Here is a 972-nt window from a genome sequence, read left to right as displayed (position 1 = left end):
TGCCTGAAAGTGTCCGGATGGCCGTGGAATCGGTGTCCGGATGCTCGTGGAATGAGTGTCCGGATCAGCGTGGAATCAGTGTCCGGATGTTGGTGGAATGGGTGTCCGGATGGTCATGGAATCCCCAATCACCATTACAATACTCGCGTGCATCAGTCCAGGGCCGGATTTCGCCATGGTTTCTCGCAACGGATTACTACTGTCTCGACGCGCGGGCGTCCTCACAGCTGTGGGAATTGGTATGGGGGTGCTTGTCCACGTGTGCTATACGCTGCTCGGACTAGGATTAGTGCTTCAACAAACGCCTTGGTTGTTCAATGCGCTGAAGCTGGGTGGAGCTGCGTATCTCATCTACCTAGGCATCAAAATGCTTCGTTCCAAGCCAGCTATTGAACAGCTAGACGCACCCCCACCCGCTATGTCAGATCTGGCAGCTCTCCGCACGGGATTTCTCACGAACGCGTTGAATCCTAAAACATCTATCTTCATCGTTAGTCTGTTCATTGGTGTAGTACGTCCGGACACTGCCTTGACAGTGCAAATTGCATATGGACTGTTCATCGCAGGGGCGCACGCGGTGTGGTTCAGCCTCATCGCGCTGTGCTTCTCCGCCGGGATGGTGCGCGAGAAACTGGTAGCTGCACGACAATGGATTGACCGAGTTTTTGGCGGCCTACTAGTGAGTTTCGGGATATTACTGACAATCGCTCAGCGTTCAGGTTGAGTTGAATTGGCCTTTGCGCAGGGATGGCAGGATGAGATGGCCAGCCGCATTACCCCTAATACTGGAGTTCGGAAGGTGTGTTGGCTGGACGCTTACGATCGAACAGCCCGGCAAGCTGCTTAGAAAGCTGCATGTTCTGCTTGAGCAGATGCCGGCTGAACAAATCACGGTGAAAGCGTTGGCGGGTACACTCGGAATGTCTGAACGCACACTCGCCCGCAAGGTAAGAAATGAAACAGGGCTTGCGA

General features: G+C 54.0%; 2 protein-coding genes. One reads left to right on the top strand and one right to left on the bottom strand.

The window, feature by feature from the left end; translation table 11 throughout:
* Positions 1 to 115: 115 nt before the first annotated feature.
* Positions 116 to 724, top strand: a complete 609-nt coding sequence (locus FQ192_RS33850; protein ID WP_256672449.1) for a LysE family translocator — start codon at positions 116 to 118, stop codon at positions 722 to 724.
* A gap of 55 nt (positions 725 to 779) precedes the next feature.
* Here FQ192_RS33850 and FQ192_RS34235 read toward each other — a convergent pair.
* On the bottom strand, positions 780 to 972 hold a 193-nt coding region (locus FQ192_RS34235; RefSeq protein WP_218585830.1), incomplete at its 5' end, for a hypothetical protein.

It is taken from the genome of Pseudomonas sp. ANT_J12 (assembly GCF_008370045.1).
In the GTDB taxonomy this organism is placed as follows: Bacteria; Pseudomonadota; Gammaproteobacteria; order Pseudomonadales; family Pseudomonadaceae; genus Aquipseudomonas.
This window is presented reverse-complemented; position numbering and strand designations above follow the sequence as displayed.